The organism is Chryseobacterium sp. (assembly GCF_019236175.1).
GTDB lineage: Bacteria > Bacteroidota > Bacteroidia > Flavobacteriales > Weeksellaceae > Chryseobacterium.
Map to the genome: position 1 here is coordinate 93390 of NZ_JAFAJM010000023.1, position 16045 is coordinate 109434.

Annotated in this window: 13 protein-coding genes; all 13 read right to left on the reverse strand. The window is 35.9% G+C overall.

From position 1 onward, the window contains the following. Positions 1–19: 19 nt before the first annotated feature. Positions 20–433: a ribonuclease inhibitor gene (locus JO178_RS19805; RefSeq protein WP_291939680.1), complete on the reverse strand. Its 414-nt coding sequence runs from the start codon at positions 431–433 to the stop codon at positions 20–22. Then, on the reverse strand, positions 414–4109 hold the full coding sequence (locus JO178_RS19810) for a phosphoribosylformylglycinamidine synthase (RefSeq protein WP_291939683.1): 3696 nt from the start codon (positions 4107–4109) through the stop codon (positions 414–416). Before JO178_RS19810 ends, JO178_RS19805 begins: the two co-directional genes overlap by 20 nt. Before the next feature lie 172 nt (positions 4110–4281). Next, positions 4282–5706, reverse strand: a complete 1425-nt coding sequence (locus JO178_RS19815) for a serine hydrolase (protein ID WP_291939685.1) — start codon at positions 5704–5706, stop codon at positions 4282–4284. Between the two features lie 14 nt (positions 5707–5720). Then, complete coding sequence (locus JO178_RS19820) at positions 5721–6692, reverse strand: WG repeat-containing protein (protein WP_291939687.1); 972 nt, start codon at positions 6690–6692, stop codon at positions 5721–5723. Positions 6693–6739: 47 nt separating this feature from the next. Then, entirely contained in the window at positions 6740–8167 is a 1428-nt protein-coding gene (gene purB / locus JO178_RS19825) for an adenylosuccinate lyase (protein ID WP_291939690.1), read from the reverse strand. 321 nt (positions 8168–8488) lie between these two features. Continuing rightward, on the reverse strand, positions 8489–8629 hold the full coding sequence (locus JO178_RS19830; RefSeq protein ID WP_291939694.1) for a bacteriocin: 141 nt from the start codon (positions 8627–8629) through the stop codon (positions 8489–8491). Positions 8630–8796: 167 nt separating this feature from the next. Further along, positions 8797–10542 carry a CocE/NonD family hydrolase gene (locus tag JO178_RS19835; RefSeq protein ID WP_291939697.1) on the reverse strand — a complete coding sequence of 582 codons (1746 nt, stop codon included), beginning with the start codon at positions 10540–10542 and terminating at the stop codon, positions 8797–8799. 250 nt (positions 10543–10792) lie between these two features. Then, positions 10793–11257 (reverse strand): hypothetical protein, encoded by a 465-nt coding sequence (locus tag JO178_RS19840; protein WP_291939699.1) that lies wholly within the window; start codon positions 11255–11257, stop codon positions 10793–10795. Next, entirely contained in the window at positions 11247–12128 is an 882-nt protein-coding gene (locus tag JO178_RS19845) for an RHS repeat-associated core domain-containing protein (protein WP_365867312.1), read from the reverse strand. The genes JO178_RS19840 and JO178_RS19845 overlap by 11 nt, the downstream gene beginning before the upstream one ends. Before the next feature lie 147 nt (positions 12129–12275). Beyond that, on the reverse strand, positions 12276–12707 hold the full coding sequence (locus JO178_RS19850) for a hypothetical protein (RefSeq protein WP_291939702.1): 432 nt from the start codon (positions 12705–12707) through the stop codon (positions 12276–12278). Further along, complete coding sequence (locus JO178_RS19855; protein ID WP_291939705.1) at positions 12704–13516, reverse strand: hypothetical protein; 813 nt, start codon at positions 13514–13516, stop codon at positions 12704–12706. The genes JO178_RS19850 and JO178_RS19855 overlap by 4 nt, the downstream gene beginning before the upstream one ends. A gap of 401 nt (positions 13517–13917) precedes the next feature. Further along, entirely contained in the window at positions 13918–14439 is a 522-nt protein-coding gene (locus tag JO178_RS19860) for a hypothetical protein (protein WP_291939708.1), read from the reverse strand. 3 nt (positions 14440–14442) lie between these two features. After that, positions 14443–16045: RHS repeat-associated core domain-containing protein (locus JO178_RS19865; protein ID WP_291939711.1), on the reverse strand; the 1603-nt coding region annotated here is incomplete at its 5' end.

The window sequence follows — 16045 nt, forward strand, 5'->3', positions numbered from 1 at the left end:
TGACCAATAAAATTTCACGCTATATAAGCTTTAATGTTACATCAGGATGTGATTGTATAATCTCTGTCAAAATATCAAACAGGGTCTGTCCGTTTCCTTTCAACAAAGCATCAAGTTTTTCCTGAATAAGTTCTGCATTGAAGGGTTTTCCCTGCTTTATTTTATTTTCATACCATTCTGCTGTCGTCTGAAATCCCAGATTTTCTTTTGATTTTTCTGATTCGGTCCAGATGATTTCAATTTCTTCTCCGTTTTCAAAGACCCCGAAACCTCCGTACAGAATATCATCAAATCCATCCAGTGTTCCTACTTTCCAGCCGGCATCATTCATAAGTACACGGGAAACTTCGTCATAGAAACCTTCCAAAGACGAAAAATGACCGCCATTAATGACGATCATTTTCTTTTTATTATTATTTGAAGTATTCAACACCGTTTTTGAATATATTATGGTAATTCGCAGTAGGTATATTTTTCATGAGGCCTTCTGTAAAACGTTCCGGATGTCCCATTCTTCCGTAGATCTTTCCGCAGGAACTGGTAACTCCTTCAATTCCGAATAATGAATTATTAGGGTTGAATGGCATTCCGTGGGCGATGTTTCCATCGAAGTCTATGTATTGGGTTGCAATCTGTCCGTTTTCATATAGTTTTTTAATTTCTTCTTCCGAAGCCATGAAACGTCCTTCACCGTGGGAAATCGGAATAGTGAAAATCTGTCCTTTCATTCCTTTTAACCATGGGCTTTCATCATTTACTACTTTCACGGTTACCATCTGAGAAATATGTCTTCTGATGGCATTATGTGCTAAAGTCGGAGAATTTTCATCCAGATCTTTAATCCTTCCGTATGGTAACAATCCTGACTTCACAAGAGCCTGGAATCCGTTACAGATACCGATAATCATCCCGTCTCTGTCTAATAGCTCATGAACTGCATTTTTCATTTTCTCGTTTTTCAGAACGTTAACGATGAATTTGGCAGAACCATCCGGCTCATCACCTGCTGAAAAACCTCCTGAAAATGCTAAGATCTGAGAGGTTTTAATTTCTTCCACCCATGCATCAATACTTTCATCCAGTAACTGGTGACTGATATTGATCAGAGGTAAGCTGCTTACCACAGCACCTTCTTTTCTGAATGCATTCAGGGTATCATACTCACAGTTGGTTCCCGGGAATACCGGAGCAAAAACTTTCGGCTGAGCGATTCCGTGTTTTTTAATGATGATATTTCTTGGATTGACAGAGTTTGATTTCTCATCAATTTCAACTGTAATCTTTTCTTTTTCTACGGTCGGGAAAAGGTTCTCGAATGTATTCGTGTATGCCGATTCAAGATTCGTAATCTGAATTTCCAGACCGTTGATTTTTAAGGAAGCTGAATCTTTTACTTCTCCGATTAACTGAAGAGCAGCCGAACTTAATTCTTCTTTAGATTCGATGATTAAGCTCCCTATATTTTTAGCCAGCAATGTCTTTTCATCTGCATTGATTTCAGCTCCCAATCTGTTTCCAAAGCTCATCTTTGCCAATGCTACCGCAACACCACCTTCTTTAACCGTTTTAACGGAAACAATTTTACCCGTTTTGATGTTTTCAAAAACCAGTTCAAAAACTTCTTTCAGACGATGATAATCCGGAAGACCATTTTCCTGAGGAGTATGATTGAAGAAATACACCTTATTGCCTGCGTTCTTAAATTCAGGAGAAATGATATTCTGTTTTTCCCCATTGGCACATGCAAAAGAGATCAGTGTTGGGGGAACATTCAGATCCTGATACGTTCCACTCATGGAATCTTTACCTCCGATTGCAGCCAGGCCAAGGTTAATCTGAGCATCATAAGCTCCCAGAAGAGAAGCTAAAGGCTTCCCCCATTTTTCAGGAGTCTGTCCCAGTTTTTCAAAATATTCCTGGAAGCTCAGTCTTATATTTTTATAATCACCACCCATGGCAACAATCTTCGCAACACTTTCTACAACGGCATAAGAAGCTCCCAGTAATGAATTTTGTTTTGAGATTACGGCATCAAATCCCCAGCTTGCCAGAGAAACTGTTTTGATATCTTTGGCACCTAAAACCGGCAATGTCTGTACACTTCCTTCCATCAGTGTCTGCTGATATTTTCCTCCTAAAGGCATGGCAACAGTTGTTGCCCCAATTGAAGAGTCAAACATTTCCAACAGCCCTTTCTGAGAAGCTACATTTTTATCTTTTAATGTATTCAGGAAGTTCTCTTCAGTGAATACTTTAGTTTCTTCTTTTACTTCTTCCAGATGGTTGATCTTCACGACCTGAGATTTGGAACATCCGTTGGTATCAAGGAATGCTCTTGAAAGGTCAACAATCTTGTCTCCTTTCCAGAACATCTGCATTCTTCCTGAATCTGTTACTTTTGCCACTTCTACGGCAACAATATTTTCAGCTTCACAGAATCTGATGAACTGTTCTTTATCTTTCGGATCTACAACAACAGCCATTCTTTCCTGAGATTCTGATATCGCCAGTTCCGTACCGTTTAATCCTTCATATTTTAATGGTAATACATCCAGGTTCACTTCCAAAGAGTCTGCAATCTCTCCGATTGCTACAGAAACACCTCCTGCTCCGAAGTCATTCGACTTTTTGATCAGTCTTGTCAGTTCCGGATTTCTGAATAATCTCTGGATTTTGCGTTCTTCAACGGCATTTCCTTTCTGAACTTCAGAACTCATGGTGTGGATGGAGGTTTCATCCTGTTCTTTTGAACTTCCGCTTGCTCCTCCTACTCCATCACGACCTGTTGCTCCACCCAAAATAATAATAGAATCGCCACTGGCTGGTTTCTCACGTCTTACCCAGTCTACAGGTACTGCTCCGGTAACGAAACCGACTTCCATTCTTTTAGCTTTATAGCCTTCGTCATAAATTTCAGAAACCATAGTAGTCGCCAGACCAATCTGATTTCCGTACGATGAATATCCGTTGGCAGCCTGTTTTGTAATTGTTTTCTGAGGCAATTTCCCTGGCAATGTTTTATCTACGGATTCTAAAACATCTGCAGCTCCCGTTAATCTCATCGCCTGGAATACAAAAGATCTTCCGGACAAAGGATCTCTGATAGCTCCTCCCAAACATGTGGAAGCCCCTCCGAAAGGTTCAATTTCTGTCGGGTGGTTGTGCGTTTCGTTTTTGAATAATAAATACCACGGTTCTTTTTTACCATCGTATTCGGCTTCAATCTGGATGGTACATGCGTTGATCTCATCTGAGATCACAAGATTGTCCAGATTTCCTGTTTTATGGAAGTATTTACCACATACTGTTGCCAAATCCATTAAAGAGATCGGCTTCAGTTCACGGCCTAAGAATTTTCTTTTCTCGATATAATCATTGAAAATTGTTTCCAATGTGTGTTTGAACTGTCCTTCAAAGGTAATGTCTGACAATTCTGTTTCGAACGTAGTGTGACGACAGTGATCACTCCAATACGTGTCTAATACTTTTAATTCAGTTTCTGTAGGATTTCTCTGTTCGGTTTTAAAATATTCCTGAATAAATTTCAGATCGTCAAGCCCTAATGCAAAACCATGATTATTATAAAAATGCTCAAGTTCAGCATCATTGAAACTGATAAAGTTTTCGTGAATGATCACTTTTGACGGAGTTTCATCGGCAGGAATATCCAATACGGACAGGTCTTTCTGCTGAGACTCTACTTTATTGATCAGAAGGTCTTTGATTTTAGCCAGATCAGCTTCGGAAACTCCTTCAAATTCGATCAGTTTACCACTTCTTACTTTTGATTTTTCATTTCCAGTCAGCAATGCTATACACTGTTGTGCAGAATCTGCTCTCTGATCATACTGACCCGGCAAAAACTCCATTCCGAAATGAGTGGTTTTAGCTGGGTTTTCTGTATGTAAAATATCAGTAACAGGATCTACAAAAGTATTGTTCACTACTTTTTCAAATTCTCCGTCATTCAAATTGAAAATATCATACACATTGTAGACTTTCACACTTTGAACAGCAGATACTACCGCTCTTACTTCATCAAAAATTTTTGGACTTTCAACATCGAAAATTCCTCTCTTTTCTACGAAAATTCTTTTGTTATTAGACATTAGATGTCAGATTTTAATATTAGATTTATTTTTTCTTCTACTTTTACTTATTCAGAGTGCCATACCAGATTATTGTTTTCTGCTCCGTCTGTCCTGGTCACTCATTAGGGATTCCCTAACATTATAGACTGCAAATTTACTCTTTTTACTTTCTTTAACCTCAATCTTTTTGTTATAAAACCAATGCAAGATTATTATGTTTGGTACCGTCATTATTGGATGCGTTTTTAGGAGCTTCCATCCATCCATCTTTATTCAGTACAAATCTAAAAGAATAAGTCTTTCCTTTTTCAAACCGAGATACGGGAACTTCCAATTCATAATGATTTTTATCCTTTTTTATCATCTGATATTCTTGATTTTCGGCGTTCCAGTCGTTAAAACTTCCTGCTACGGCTACCGTATGAAGAAGATCAGCATTTAAATTCGCAGGATGGGTATAGGTAAAAACAATTTTATCTCCTTTCACAGCATATCCGTATACCTGCTTTTTATCTGAGGTTGAGATAAGGTCTTCTACTAATCTTGTGGTTCCGTCATAAAGTGTATTATAAGTCTCGGGTCCGTTGATATTCACAATGATGCAAACTCCGATGTTTAGCTCAGGAAATATGGTAAACAGGGTATTTGTTCCGTAAGACCCTCCATGTTTAAATCCTCTTTTTCCGTTATCTGTAATAAAATATTGATCCCAAAAATAGCCATACCAACCTCTTTTGCTGTTATCAATATTTCTTTGTGATTCCTGTACTATTTTATTTTTTGAATCCAGTTCTTCTTTTAAAAACTTCATCATATCTCCCATGGTAGATTCAGTTTTTGAGCCTCCCGATCCCCACAACAGACTTTTTGAAACCGGCATCAGCCTGTAATTTTCATGATATCCATTGGCCTGAGCTTCATCTTTTCCAAGTTCCAGTTTGGTATGATTCATCCCGTTTTTTGAGAATATATTTTCTTTCAAAAGGGTTTCATAGCTTTTTCCATAAATATTTTCCAACATAAGACCGGCCAGTTCCAGACTTAGGTTGCTGTATTTATATTTTGTTCCCGGCTTCATATCCAGTTTGACATTTGCCAGATCTTTTTTAAAATCTTCTTTGGTATATCCCTCACCAAGCTTATCATATAGAAAAGGCGTTTCATCGGTCATATTTTTCCTTAATTCATCATCATTAGGAAGGGTTCTCGGCAAAGCTGTCTTAAAAGAAATCAGATCTCTTATTTTTATGGGCACTCCTTCATATTCCAGGTTTGGATAAGAGCCTTTCAGGTATTTACGGACATCATCATCCAGTTTTATTTTTCCCTCTAATACCGCCTGAGCGAACAATTGTCCTGTCAAAAGTTTAGTCACTGAAGCTATTGGGAAATAGGTATTATCGTTTGCTTTATTTCCTTTTCCTTTATCTATTTCTCCAAAATGTCTGGTATAGACTTTACCGTCTTTCAGAATCCCGACAGAAACTGAGTAAGCGCCAGATTTCTGAACAAGCTTCTGAGCATTGGCATCAATAATAGAATACACTGCCTGATCATTTTGCGCATAATGCTTTACATACATCAGGGCAAATACAAATAATAAGAGATTTTTCATGGTTGTGATATGTATTAGTTAGTGAATCTGTTTGGGTTATCGGTATGTGTTTTCTGAAATTCTCCGGCTTCTTTTATTTCATTTTCCAGCCAGGTTTTAAAAGGAATTTTCTGCTCATTAAAATCTTCTGCAGCATAAAATATATTCCCGTCTTCTGAGGCCATAAATGTAAAGCGGTACAGCATTCCCAAATCCTTTTTCCTGTAATCATAGGTATTTATCTGATAATAAGGGAAGTTTTCTTTGGGTCTTTCTACGATCTCAAAAAACAGCTTCTTCTCATTGTCAGACATTTTGTTATATACATTTACATAATACAGATCTGAGAGTTTTTTATTCTGTTTCTCAAAAAACTGAAGAATATTTTTCTCTTTCTCATTGTACTGAAAAGGATAAGGATAGTATTTTCCATTGATCTCCACAGCATTTTCAGCAGGTCCGGCAATCGGCTGAACCGTTTGTCCCTGAGTATTCATAACTCCCCATGTTCCGCCCACGATTGCTTTGTGCTCAGCTTCCGTTTTTTCCCAGTCGCAGCCGTCACAAAAAGCGGCATATCCATAGTTAAAAGGTGAAGCGAAGTCATGTTTGGGATCGACAACAATTACACCGTTTCTGTCTGCAAATCCTATTTTCCCGTTTTTAACGAGTCTTCTCATTCCTTCAGAAAAATAATCGGGGCCGTTGTCATACAGGAAAGGCCTGTATAAAAACGTTCCTTTTCTGTTGTACACATATCCCCAGGTATTTTTCTCATACTTTTCTCCTTTTTTATTACCATCAAAAAGAATAGTTTCTCCTTCTACCGGATCTCCGTCTTTGAGGTATGCGAAAATTCTAAACTTTGCCGGTACAATAATTTTTCCTGTTTTATTTTTTACTCCAACCAGAGAATCTTTATTTTTAAAATAATATAACTCTTCTTTTCCCTGTGAAAAAGAAATGATAGGTAGTACCAATACAATAGCGAGGAGTCTTTTTCTCATAATAAGGCTGAAAATAAAATATGCAGCCCAAAAGACTGCATATTGTTTTATACTTTAAGATCAGCTTCCAATCCTATCAGGCCTTTATTCTGGTCCAGAATCGGCTGCACTTCGTTCTTGACGAATTCTTCCGTCTGAATCGGTGCAAATCCTATAAAGTTCTTAGGATCTAAAACTTCTTTTAATTTTGATTTATCCAGTTTTAAAGAATCATCGTTTAAGATTCTTTCAATAAGATCATTCTCTTTTCCTTCTTCCTTCACTTTCTTGGAAGCTTCCATAGAATGTACTCTGATGACCTCGTGAATTTCCTGACGGTCACCACCGGCTTTCACTTCTTCCATGATGATATATTCTGTTGCCATGAAAGGAAGTTCTTCCATAATATGTTTGTTGATTCTGTTCGGATATACAACGATTCCGTTCATGATATTATTCCAGATCAATAGAATAGCATCAACGGCTAAAAATGCCTGAGGAATTGTCAATCTCTTATTGGCGGAGTCATCCAATGTTCTTTCAAACCATTGTGTAGAAGCTACCATTGCAGAACTTGTTGTCAGAGACATTACATATTTTGCCAAGGCTCCGATTCTTTCGCTTCTCATCGGATTACGCTTATAAGCCATTGCTGATGAACCGATCTGGTTTTTCTCGAATGGTTCTTCAATTTCCTTCAGGTTCTGAAGTAAACGTAAATCGTTGGTGAATTTGTGTGCAGATTGTGCGATATTTCCTAATAAAGCAACTACTTTAGCATCAATTTTTCTATCATAAGTCTGTCCGGAAACTCCGAAAACTTTATCAAAACCGAATCTTTTTGAAAGTTCTTTATCCAGGTGCTTTACTTTAGAATAATCACCGTTGAAAAGCTCCAGGAAACTTGCAGCAGTTCCTGTAGTTCCTTTTACACCTCTGAAACGAAGGGTTTCAAGGAAGAAGTCTAATTCTTCAATATCAAGAACCAAACTCTGTAGCCATAGAGTTGCTCTTTTCCCGACAGTTGTCAGCTGAGCCGGCTGAAAGTGTGTAAATCCTAACGTCGGAAGGTCTTTATATTGAATAGCAAAATCAGCTAAGTTTTTCATTACGTTAACCAACTTTTTCTTTAAAATTAAAAGTCCGTCACGGATCTGAATTAAGTCTGTATTATCTCCTACAAAAGCCGAAGTAGCTCCCAAATGGATAATTCCTTTTGCTGAAGGTGCCACATCCCCATAAGCGTGAACGTGAGCCATTACATCATGACGGAATTTCTTTTCGTATTCTGCTGCTTTCTCGTAATCGATATTTTCAGCATTCGCTTTTAACTCAGCAATTTGCTCGTCTGTAATTTCAAGTCCAAGGTCTTTTTCAATTTCAGCAAGAGCTATCCAAAGTTTTCTCCAATTCTGGAATTTGTTATTGTGTGAGAAATTAAATAACATTTCTTCACTGGAGTAGCGCTCTTCCAATGGATTTTTGTAGGAATTCATTCGTTCTTTTACTTTTTAGATGTACAAAAATACGGTTTTTCGGTGAGAGATGAAAATCCTGTTTTGATGATTTTTCAACTATATGATGGTGATTTGTATCGTTGTAATTATACTTTTACTTCAAAACAAAAGTTCAAAACAGGAATCATCCGTTAAAAATCTGAATATAGTTCCAAACTCACACGGATGATGTGATTCTGCTTCGGTTCTCACTACATTTCATGCTCATTTTAACGAATTACATTCACTCTTAAGTCGATACATAAAAACAGGCTATTCCCTTTCTGAGACAGCCCGTTTTACTTATTTTCATGAATCGGATTAATCAATAAGTCCGCAAGGTGATCCTACGGGAATACATTTTTTCGCAAAGGAACACCAGAAATATCCTGCCAGACACATTGGAATACCTCCCTGAACTGTTTTTAATTCTTTTTTGGATAATTTTCTCAGGTTTTTCATAATACTATTTTTTGATTTTTCTCCTACTCTCTATGCTTTTCGGATTACGCTTTAATTTGGCAATACCAATATACCTGTTTTTCAGACACAAAAAACATAACCTGCTCATATAATGGATTTTAAAAACAAAAATATGTTTATTCATCTCTAATAATCGCTACTTATTTTCATTCATTTAAAACAGGAATCTTTACATAGCTGTCATTATACCATTTGATCTGTAAAGGAATAGAGGCATCTTTTATACTTTCTGTGCTGACCTCCTTTCCTGTTCCATAATTCAACTGGGAAAACGGATTTTTATTAACATCAATTTTCACTACAATTCGACTTCCTTTCTGAAGTTTTTTGCTTATAAAGTGGCTGTTTGTAAATTCTATCCATGTTTTATCTCCAGGCTTCAGCAGATGTCTTTTGGTAATGTCTTTTGCATAGCTTGCTCTTCCAATATAATAGGACAAATGGAAATATTTTCCTTCGGGAGTCCATTCATATAAGGTTACCCCTAAGTCTACATCTTTTTTATTAATCTCAATATGGAGCCTTCCTAAAAAAGAGCCATTTACAATAACTGATTTTTCTACAGGATCGCTGGTAAAAATGAACCCTGTGCTTTTGTCCAGTTCATTTTTTTCTATTGGAGACGGATAATAATCGCTGTTTCCGCTTAATTTCCGATCTCTAAAATCAACTGTTTGGGAAAGAAATGTATTTTGACCGGAATTTTTTGAATCCAGAAAATACGTCCCATTCTTTTTTTGACGGGAAAGATAAAGTTTCAGAACATCATTGTTTATTTTTTCAAAGGAGGGAGCACTGCGCCATTGATTGGCTCCCATTACTTCATAATTGATTTTGTCTTTAAGAACTGATGGTTTGGGTCCGTTTTTTAAAATATAATCCAGCCATTCGTAAGTAATTTTCTGAATATCGAAGATGGCTACTTCATCTACTTTATACCCGTTGATTTCCTTTTCCCCGCCTTTTTGGGTTCCGAAATGTCCGTAGGGACCCATGATCAGATAAAACGGAGTATTGGGGCTGTACTTCTGCAATTCTTTAAGATAATAAATACCGGAATTTTGAGAGTCATTATAATAACCGTCAAATGCCAGAACCGGAATATTGATTTGTTTAAAATCTTCTTTATAAGGAGCCATCTTCTGCCAGTAAACATCAAAGTCCGGATGAGCAATCCATTGCTGAAACCACCGGTTTGGAGCTCCGTCAATACTGTCCATTCTATTGTATGAAGCCCCTTTCTCCCACCATTTAAACATCATTGATCTGAACCGTTGTCTGTCATTTCCTGTTTCATTATCCAGGTATTTATTATTTCCGACATAAAAAGCCCATTCATAATTGGGAGTAATGAAAATATTGTTTTCCATGGGAAGTCCCATTCCGGGACGATTGGCCACATAAGGGACTATTGTTTTCAATGCAGGGTGCATCGTTTTACAGGCTGCCCACTGGCTGAAACCATTATAGCTGCCGCCATACATTCCTATTGTACCGTTACACCATTTCTGTTTACTGATCCAGTCGATCACATCATAGGTATCATTAGCTTCATATTCATAAGGATTGACGGCCTCCGGACTCAGTCTTTTACCGCGGGTATAAGCCATAACTCCGACATACCCTCTATCAGCAGCCTCTTTTAAACTTTGAAGGTCTCGTCCCGCATCTCTTACATAAATGGTAAACTGAAAAACGACAGGAAGAGGATTCATGACACCTTTTTTTCTGACGACCATCGCAGAAATTACAGCTCCATCTCTGGTTTTAATCATCACACTATCCTGAATATCATAAGAATGATCATAAGTCTTATCCGGACTTTGCTTTGTGTACTGCCCCTTCGCAAAAGCGGCAATGTATAGAAAAAGAATAAACAGATATTTTATCATTCTCCTTTATTTTATTAACCCAAGATACTTATATTAAATGAATGGTGGGAATTTCAATTTTATCCCTGATTTATCTGACAATGGAAAAATCCGTGCTAAAACTGACCTTCTCCCCAAGATTTATTTTTCTTGTTCTGTTTCAGAATAATAAAACCACCGCAATTGCAGTGGTTTTATTATTACTTCACCACATGAAAGGATTCGTGCGGCAGCGTGGAGTGACAAGATGTTCGTGGCAGTATGAGGTTTACTATTCACTAATATTTAAATGAGGATAATTATAGTATTCAATGTACCATTCTTTAAATTTTTTATTATAGCAAACAGATATATAATCATATTTTTCTTTAGGCATAATATTAATTTTTTTGCCATCAGAAAATACTAATTCTATATTTTTATTTATTTTTTTCTCAACAATAATCATTGTTGTCTTTCCATCACTATTGCCATTTTTTATTTCTGGAAACTCTTTTTTAATATTTTTATTAATTAATACTGATTCATTCAAAAAACAATTATATCCTAGCATCAATAATATCTCATTATCTTTTTTAGGGTACATTTTTTTTACATCTCCTAAATATTCATTCACTTCTTTCTTTTTTTCAGAAGGTAAATCTTCATATTTTAAATAGTACAGTTTCTTGTTCTGGCATGAGACAAAACTCAACATCAGAAGAGCTGTTAAATATAGTAGTTTATTAATTTGCATTTTGATTTGATTTTTGTTGTTCTTTCTCTTTCCTTTCTCTATTTTCATTGGAAATTCTTATGTGATTCTTCATATCTGTTGTTTGAGAAGGTATTAAATTAGTTCCTGCGGTATCTCTCAGCTCTGGCTTCTGTTCGGTAGCTCCAGAATTCATAAGATTATTACTGTTCTCTTTTGTATTTTCAACTTTACTTGTTTCATCAAAAATATGTGGAAGACTTGCTTTGTGTCCTAATTCATGAGCTAGTGTTCTAGGACTATCTTTAGCTACTACCTTACCATCATATACATTCCCGTCGGGCATAGTCTCACCATTAACAAAAGTAAGACCGTCATCAGTATTTTTTGCACGAGGTCGTGATAATTCAATAGTAAATTTTGCCTTTGGGTCTTCAACAATATTTACAGTCAAACCATTTTGGCTTAAAATACCTGCTGCATCTTGCAAAAGAGTTTTGCTATAATCACGTCCCAATTTGTTATCTACCTTAACTTTCCATTCAATTGTTGTATCATTAATTAACTTAGCTTCAAGGCCTTCTAATTCTCTAGCATCAATAACTCTGTTTTCAGAAAAATTATAATGGGATTGGTAAGCATATTTTTCACTCAAAGGATCAATATTGAAAAACCTTCCTACATCGGGCATATAATTTCTCCATTTGAAGGAGTAGAAGCCTGTCTCTTGAAGTTCTTGTCCTTGGTACTTATAGCTGTAATACCCTCCCAAAAGAGAAGTCGTACCGCCTACCGTGATATGGTTTAATCCAAATGGATAGTAGTTGTTAATATCGGTGACTTCAAGAGCGCCTGCGCTGTTTTTAGCAAAGTTTATCCTTGATGAACTATTTTTGAAGTCTTCGTAAAAGATTCTCTTTTACTCGCCTGTCCAAGTGATTTTTATACTGGTAAATATAACAATTGTTACATTAAAAATAAAGACCATTGCAAGTACAATGATCTTTATTTTATTTATCAGACATGAGCTATAAATTCGCACCGGCAAAGGGTTTTATTGTTATTCCCAGTCTAACATATTATCAAAAACACTATGGTTATAAATCCGATCATATCCTATCTGATCATAAAATATAAAAGTAATGATTAATGGTTTTTGAAAAAAATCTGGATTGTTATTTTTAATACGATATTGAACATATTTTCTTTTAGCTCCATTAAAAATGGTATCTTTTATTTTTATATTTTCCTTTAAGTTTACATTAGAGTTGATTATTTTATAATTTTTATAAAAAAATTTTTCTTCCATTGATATAACACCAGGATAAGCTTCACTTTCGTAAATTAATGATTTATATTTACTTCCATCTTTTTTTTCAACAGCATCTAAAAAATTGATTACTGTTTTTTTTATTTTCCTTTCTGCCGAAGCTTTGGTATTGCAAGATGTTGATATAACACTAAACAATATTATTAATATCCATATTCTCATTGTCCTACCTTTTGTAATTTTTTCTGTTGTTGTCTTACTGCTTCATTTAGCTCTGTTCTTTTCTTAACTTCCGGGCTATTTTGAACTATAATGCCATTTTTTCTCATAATAGAGTTTCCGGTATTGACAATATTAGTTTTTGATCCTAAATTAACTACTGAATTGTTTCTTGTATTAATATCCCTAGGTAAAGAACCATCAAATACATAGTTGGTAATTTCTGTTTTAGTTTTAGTATCTAGTTTCAAATTTGCTTTATTGACTACATTTAATGCGGTTTTCATATCTTTAAACTCTCCTGTTAATTTGTCCATGTAATTAATTGCTTTTACATTTTTATCCGTTGCAATCATCCCTTTCACTCCTTCGATTCCCTTATTTACAACATTATATAATTCGATAACACCTATTACTCCTTTAAATGAAGAAGAATTTTCCGCTCCTTTTGCAGCCGAATTTGTAGGATACGTTTCGGCAGTCATTAAATCGGGGTAAGGAGTAGAAGGTTTATAATTTAAATAAGACATATAATCAGGTAATGGCTCTCTTGTATATACATCGTATTCTGTCATACCTGTTGATGTTATTAAACCTCTTTCCTGCAATAATTCAGCTCCTTCTAATTCTCTACCTAAGCCCATTTTATTTTCCTGGAATGCATAAGTTGAATTATACTGATATTTTTCAGCAAGTGGATCTATATTAAAGAAGCGTCCTAGATCTGGCATATAGTTTCTCCACTTAAAACTATAAAAACATGTCTCTTGTAATTCCTGTCCTTGGTACTTATAACTGTAATACCCTCCCAAAAGAGAGGTCGTACCACCTACCGTGATATGGTTTAATCCAAATGGATAGTAGTTGTATCAGTGACTTCAAGAGCGCCTGCGCTGTTTTTGGCAAAGTTTACCCTTGATGAACTATTTTTGAAGTCTTCGTAAAATATTCTCTTTTACTCGTCTGTCCAAGTGATCTTTGTACTGGTAAATATAACAATTGTTACATTAAAAATAAAGACCATTGTAAGTACAATGATCTTTATTTTATTTATCAGACACGAGCTAGAAGTTCTCGTTAGCAAGGAATCCATCTTCAATATTATTGATATGGCTCTCTACAATTTAAAGCTTAAGAAAACGCTTTCTAATGCTTTCCCCATATAAAACAAACCCCTCGCAAATTGCGAGGGGTTATTTTGTATCATAAAAGATTAATCTTCATAATCTTTTGAAAATTTCACTCCTTTATTGAGCAGTAAATCTTTTATCTCTTTTGATTTTCGTTGTGGAGATATACTGGTAATTTCATTTTTTGAATTAAATGTAATAAGCCAATATATAGAATCATATTCAATCGGCTGCGAAGCAAGATTTAGGTCTTCATATTTTGCTTCTTTAAATGAGCTTTTTAATATGTTTGATTTAGCTGCTGATTCATCTATAATTAATCTATATCCATCAATCATATAAACTTTACTATATTCAAATCCGCTTAATAGTTTTGGATTTACAAAAGACATTACAATCTTATATGAATCTTTTTCACTATCACTATCATTAGCACCTACTATCAATACATTTTCTTTAGGATTGATATTTGCTTGTGAGTTTCTGTTTTCTATAAATGTACTTACAATAACTTGATAAATATCTTTCTTTTGCTGAGAATGAAGATAACTACCGCAACTATTTGTCAAAATAAGTATGCAAACTAACAAAAAGTATTTTCTCATAATTTATTTTTTTATCTTTCCAATATATGTAGCTGTATCTTTATTATATTTAAAATAACCTACTTCAGGAGTGTATTGATATGTATTTTCTACATTACTATTGTAAGTTTTTCTGTCTCCAACGGGGTTTTTGTATGTTGGTTGAACTGTTAAGTTGCCCGTTTTATTATTACGAGACACATCAAACCCTGAAGGCCCCCAATCTGATCCCGATGGATGAGAATGTACTCTTTCTTGACGGGTTGCATCGTTTATAAAATAACGAGATGTTGATCCAGACGGACTTACATCAACATAACCTATTGTGGTAGCTGCACTGGAACTCGAATTAACCGTGTGATTTGTACTTACAATATTTGTAGAAAAACCATCGGAGAAATTAAATGTATCTTGTCCAAATTCTACTTTAGTATTACTTGCAGCAAATTCAAAAAATTGAGTAGCTACATCATAATTCTGTATTTGTAGGTATGTATATTTTGATGATCCAGCTTCACCATCATGGCCTTGTGTTTCAAAAGAAATCGGTTTAGCTTCCCCTATTTGTGAATCTCCCCTAGGGTTTGCATCTGTTATATTAGTGCGAGCAATTTTTATAGACTTAGATTCATCTTCATTGGTAATAGTATCGTAAGGGTTATTATCTGCTGTACGTTTTATATCTCCATTATTAAGTATCTTAATTTTATCTTCTGCCTGCATCCCATCTGGGTCAATAAAACGAACAGGATTATCAAAAGCATAGTTATATGGTGACCATCTTCTCATTTTTTCACTCAACGGATCTACAACTCCCCATCTCCCAATATCTGCCATATACATCCTCGCTCCATAATCATAAAAACCCGTCTCCTGAATTTCCTTACCGTTGTATTTATAGCTGTAATACCCTCCCAAAAGAGAATTCGTACCGCCTACCGTGATATGGTTTAATCCAAATGGATAGTAGTTGTTGATATCGGTGACTTCAAGAGCGCCTGCGCTGTTTTTGGCAAAGCTCACCCGGGTATTTCCCAAGTGATCTTTGTACTGGTAAATATAGCGGTTTTCTGTGAAACTGTAAAAACCTTCTGCGGTGGGTACAATATCAAGTCTTGTAGTGGCAATTCCACCGGGAGGTATAAGTCCTCTGTTTTTGTAGGCCTGTTCTTCATAGGCGGTTTCCGTTCTGCAGGTCAGGCATATTCCGCCGCCTTCTGTGGTCTCATACTGAAAGCCATCCAGATAATCTGTGGTAACGGTGGTTGGGGTCTGCCCTCTTCCTGAGGTGGTGGTATTGCTTTTGCGAAGTTTCACCCCATCTGCTCTGTACAGGTATTTCAATGCGACACTTGAAGTGACTCCTAAGACAGGATCTCCCTGAATAATCGAATACGTATTGGGTAAATTGAGATAGTTATAGAGAATGCTGTTGATCCCTTTATCTTTCATATTGATCATGTTGCCATTCAGGTCATAATCAATGATATTGTTGCCGCCTTCATAACCGGTGTCGTTCATCGCATTTTCTATCACCTGATTCAGGCGGTTGCCGGTGTATTGATATACCAGATCATCTACCCGGGTAGCTGTTGTTCCTGTTACCGGAAAAGCATTTCTTCTCAGG

Bases quoted from the DNA above. Each gene is read 5' to 3' on its own strand.
- JO178_RS19810 (WP_291939683.1), bottom strand. From the start codon at position 4,109: ATGTCTAATAACAAAAGAATTTTCGTAGAAAAGAGAGGAATTTTCGAT.
- JO178_RS19840 (WP_291939699.1), bottom strand. From the start codon at position 11,257: ATGCAAATTAATAAACTACTATATTTAACAGCTCTTCTGATGTTGAGT.
- JO178_RS19850 (WP_291939702.1), bottom strand. From the start codon at position 12,707: ATGAGAATATGGATATTAATAATATTGTTTAGTGTTATATCAACATCT.
- purB (WP_291939690.1), bottom strand. From the start codon at position 8,167: ATGAATTCCTACAAAAATCCATTGGAAGAGCGCTACTCCAGTGAAGAA.
- JO178_RS19835 (WP_291939697.1), bottom strand. From the start codon at position 10,542: ATGATAAAATATCTGTTTATTCTTTTTCTATACATTGCCGCTTTTGCG.
- JO178_RS19860 (WP_291939708.1), bottom strand. From the start codon at position 14,439: ATGAGAAAATACTTTTTGTTAGTTTGCATACTTATTTTGACAAATAGT.
- JO178_RS19820 (WP_291939687.1), bottom strand. From the start codon at position 6,692: ATGAGAAAAAGACTCCTCGCTATTGTATTGGTACTACCTATCATTTCT.
- JO178_RS19830 (WP_291939694.1), bottom strand. From the start codon at position 8,629: ATGAAAAACCTGAGAAAATTATCCAAAAAAGAATTAAAAACAGTTCAG.
- JO178_RS19815 (WP_291939685.1), bottom strand. From the start codon at position 5,706: ATGAAAAATCTCTTATTATTTGTATTTGCCCTGATGTATGTAAAGCAT.